The sequence below is a fragment of the Mesorhizobium sp. M1423 genome, assembly GCF_040317575.1.
In the GTDB taxonomy this organism is placed as follows: domain Bacteria; phylum Pseudomonadota; class Alphaproteobacteria; order Rhizobiales; family Rhizobiaceae; genus Mesorhizobium.
This window is the reverse complement of record NZ_JAMYKU010000069.1, coordinates 1-3,962: the sequence shown is the minus strand read 5'-3', so window position 1 is coordinate 3,962 and position 3,962 is coordinate 1. Positions and strand designations below refer to the sequence as shown.

Genomic DNA, 3,962 nt, shown 5'->3' with positions numbered 1-3,962 from the left:
AGGTCGCGTCGACCTTAATCAAGACGCTTCGGTGCGAGTGGATCCACGGCTTCATCGCCGACTTCTTCAACACTATCGGCCGAAAACCGTTGTTCGCTAAGCTCAAAGCCTTCAAAGGCGTCGCAATGCGCAGCGAGAAAACGGATCAAAACTTCCCAGCAATGATCTACGCGGCGCCGCTGTCATCACTCACGTTGACTCTCAGCAGGCCCTAGATTCTTTCAGCTCTTTTTGCTAGCGAGGCACGATGAGCAGCCGACTGCCGCCCGCCTTCTCCAAGCATCTTAAGTCCCGCCCGGCGCCGAAAGTGCAGCCGCCGAAAGCCAAACCGCCGTCGCGCGCGCAAGCTGACGACATGCTGTTGCGACAGGCGCTCGAACTCCAGCAAGCCAAACGGCTCCCGGAGGCCGAGGAACTATGCCATCGCGTTCTCGCCCGCACGCCCAACCACCCGCTTTCGCTCTACATCCTCGGCACGCTGGGACTCGGTGTCGACGATGAGTTGGCCTTGGAATATTTCGCGCGGGCGGCAGGCCAGGCGCCTGAAAATCCATATTTCCACCTCAGTCTGGGAGAGGTCGGCCTGAAGCTTGGCGACAGCTTGCTTGCGACCAGGCACCTGCAGCGCGCCTGCGAATTGAAGCCCGATCTGGTGGAAGCGCTTTGCGGACTGGCCCGTGCCTACGTCAACTTCGATAAGGCCGAGATGGCTTTGCCCCTTTACGAGAAGGCGCTGAAGATCAATAGCGATCATCCCATGGTCCGGATAGGTCTGGCTGGCGCTCTCACCAGCGTCGGTCGCATGGACGAAGCCAGAGCCTGTCTGAAGCAGGCAATCCAACGTCGCGTCGATGTTGGAGAGGCGTACAATGGCCTGGTTGACACGCGCAAGTTTAGCGAAAAACCTGCCGAGCTCGACTCTATCCTGGACGAACTCTCCAATCCCAAGCTCGACCCGGATGTTGCATCGCAACTCCATCACGCCGCCGGCAAAGTGCTGAACGACCTTCAGCGTTATGAAGAGGCGATGGATCACTTCCAGAAGGCAAAAGAGGCCGCTGGCCGTGGTTTCGATCTGGCGTCCTTCCGCCGCTATGTCGATTCCATGATCGAGATATTCAACCCGTCATTGCTGGAAGCCAAGGCTGGCCACGGCAGTCCGTCCGAAGTGCCTGTGTTTGTGCTGGGCATGCCCCGGTCGGGGACGACGCTGACCGAGCAAATCTGCGCGAGCCATCCGGATGTCCATGGCGCCGGGGAACTCACGAAGCTGCGTCGAATGGCAGGCTTGATGGGTTTCAGAATGCAATCGGACGAGGCCTTGCGCAGTTCGATCATGTCGATGACCAGGAACCAGTCGAGAGCGCTAGCCGAAGAGTATTTGTCCTATCTGCGTCAACACGCGCCAGGCGCGCTCCGCATCATCGACAAGATGCCTCATAATTTTGAAGTTATCGGCTTGATCGGAATTCTCTTTCCCAACGCGCGCATCATTCATTGCCGCCGCGATGCCATCGACAATTGCGTCTCGTGCTTCGTCTTGAAGTTCACCAAGGAGCATGGTTACAACGCCGACCTTGAGACGCTCGGATTGTACTACCGCGAATATAATCGCTTGATGCGGCATTGGGATAGGATCTTTCCCGGGCGCATCTTCGAAAGCCGCTACGAGATGCTGGTTGCCGATCAGGAGGCCCAATCGCGCCGTCTCATCGATCGTCTTGGATTGCCCTGGGACGATGCCTGCCTGCGCTTTTTCGAGAAGGACAGATCGGTCAATACCCCCAGCCGCTGGCAGGTCCGGCAGCCGATTTATACATCATCGGTCAAGCGCTGGAAAAAGTATGAGAGCACAATCCAGCCGCTGATCCGGTCGCTTGGCGATCTCGCCGAGATTTGATCCGGAGCTGGCGGTCCACATTGCCTGGATCGTGATATCTGAACCGCGCAGGCTTGCGGCTGATTACCGGCGTGCGGCCAGATATCGGTCGGTAGAATTTCTCAGCGCCTGGCGGAGAACGATCGCGACCTGACCGACGCCGTGCTCACGCTGCTGGTCGTGGAGTCGCCTCGATACGAAAAACCCGGCGGTTGGCCCGCCGGGTTCGATCTCAAGTCAAGCTCGGTTTGTTAGAACGAGCGCTGGAAGCGGAGCATGCCGCCGACGCTGTCCTTTTTGTCGGCATTGGTCCAGTTGCGATCGTCGGCTTTATCAAACTGACCATCGCGAGCCCAATCGACTTCGGCGGTGATCGTGAAGCCGGGGACGATATCATAGGCGACGTTCGCGGCGACACCGTAGTTCTTGTCGTCGTCAACCGATGCCTGAAGGTTGAACGAGGTCTTCTCGTTGATGGTGTAGGTGCCACCACCCCAGACTGCCCAGTTGCCGCCCCACTGCTTGTAGAAGTTGCGGTCGATGTTGTCGTCCGAACCGTAACCGGCCATCAGGAACAGTGTCAGGTTCTGTATCGGCGTAACGTCAACGCGAACCTTGCCGGCCCACTCTTCCCAAGTGCTGTCATAGGCGGCGACGCCGGTGATCGAGCCCCAGCCCTGCGTGTATTTGAGACCGCCGACGACATACGGAACATAGCTGTCGATGGAATCATTGCCGCTGTTGCTGTCTTGGAACTCGCCAGGATCCGCATCGGCACTGCCCGAACCGGTTTCCAATGAAGCCACGGCCGAGAAGCCGTTGCCTGCATCGAAATAATACTGGACGACATTGGTGTCGAAGCCGCCGTAAGGAACCAGCGTATCCTGGATGACATTGCCAGCGTAGCCGCTGAACGTATTGAAGGCCGATTCGTCCTTGCCGACGCGAAGGCCGCCGAGCTGGATCCAAGCGAAGTTCAGCGAAACACTCGTACCGCCATTAAAGTTGTCATCAAGGTAATCGTTGTGGTTACCCCAGTTGAAACGAGTCTCGGTGTAGGTCTTCAAGGTGCCCATCTCAGTCTCTTGACCGGTCCAGGTCTTCAGCGTGAAGCGGGCGTGCTTGTAGTAGGTATCCTGTTCGTCGCCATCCATCTGATCATGGGTCGACGCACCATCGAACGACCCGACGTCACCGATGCCGATGTCATAACGGACATAGCCGCCGATGCGCAGGCAGGTTTCGGTGCCGGGGATGTAGAAGTAGCCAGCGCCGTAGACGTCGCAGATCTTGACGTATTCAGCGGGTTCCGGCTCGGCGACGACGACGGCGTCGGCGGCGCGCGCACCGGAAACTGCGATCAGTGCCGCAGCGGAGCCGAGAAGAAGGCTCTTGATGTTCATTTTCTGACCTCCAGTCAAAAGTTAAAAAACGGGTCTGGGTATTCTTTGCTGAAGGACAGCGTTCCCTGCCCCATCCCCACTACCGAAAAAGATGCGCACCGCGCCGCTCCTTCAAACCCGACATTACCCATGAGGCGGCGGCGTTCAACCACGAACGTGCCGGCAAAAGGTTTGTGGTGGCGCTATCGCCTGGCGTTGTTGCACAAATGACACGATTTGGCCTCACTCCGAAAGCTCCCATTAACCATCGGCCCTCCGTAAGCCGTTGCAAACGGCGGATTCCGGCGATGGTCGGCCCGAAATGTGACCTTGGCCCGAGTCGCGAACCAGGGAATTGCCGCAGAATCGCCACATCGCCGGGCGGCGCTTTGGCGAAGGGTCGATTTTTCAAGGATAATAGCGCCAGCTTGTTGATTGTGCCGGCGCTTTTCTTTATCCACCGGCGCAACGGAGAGGTGGCCGAGTGGTCGAAGGCGCTCCCCTGCTAAGGGAGTAGAGGTCAAAAGCTTCTCGTGGGTTCGAATCCCATCCTCTCCGCCATCCTGCTTCGCGCTGCGCGCTTCGCAGGACAAGTCCAGCGAATCCCTCTCCGCGCGAAGCAGGATGCCCTCCGAAGCCGTAGCGAAGGAGGGCCGCTAGCCCCGAAAACCCTGCTGCGCGCTTCGCAGCGAATCCCTCTC

General features: G+C 58.4%; 3 protein-coding genes and 1 tRNA gene. 3 read left to right on the top strand and 1 reads right to left on the bottom strand.

The features are described from left to right. Positions 1 to 215 (top strand): hypothetical protein (locus NKG95_RS34040; RefSeq protein ID WP_353043854.1); only part of this gene is annotated, 215 nt, incomplete at its 5' end. Between the two features lie 32 nt (positions 216 to 247). Beyond that, the gene (locus NKG95_RS34035) at positions 248 to 1,900 is read left to right on the top strand and encodes a tetratricopeptide repeat-containing sulfotransferase family protein (protein WP_353043853.1); all 1,653 of its coding nucleotides are present in this window, start codon (positions 248 to 250) and stop codon (positions 1,898 to 1,900) included. A gap of 230 nt (positions 1,901 to 2,130) precedes the next feature. Here the strand turns inward: NKG95_RS34035 and NKG95_RS34030 are convergent, their stop codons facing one another. Further along, positions 2,131 to 3,282, bottom strand: a complete 1,152-nt coding sequence (locus NKG95_RS34030) for a porin (protein ID WP_353043852.1) — start codon at positions 3,280 to 3,282, stop codon at positions 2,131 to 2,133. A gap of 449 nt (positions 3,283 to 3,731) precedes the next feature. Between NKG95_RS34030 and NKG95_RS34025 the strand changes: the two genes are divergently transcribed. Further along, positions 3,732 to 3,822: transfer RNA gene (locus NKG95_RS34025), tRNA-Ser, on the top strand. The last annotated feature ends 140 nt before the right edge of the window (positions 3,823 to 3,962 follow it).

Bases quoted from the DNA above. Each gene is read 5' to 3' on its own strand.
- NKG95_RS34035 (WP_353043853.1), top strand. From the start codon at position 248: ATGAGCAGCCGACTGCCGCCCGCCTTCTCCAAGCATCTTAAGTCCCGC.
- NKG95_RS34030 (WP_353043852.1), bottom strand. From the start codon at position 3,282: ATGAACATCAAGAGCCTTCTTCTCGGCTCCGCTGCGGCACTGATCGCA.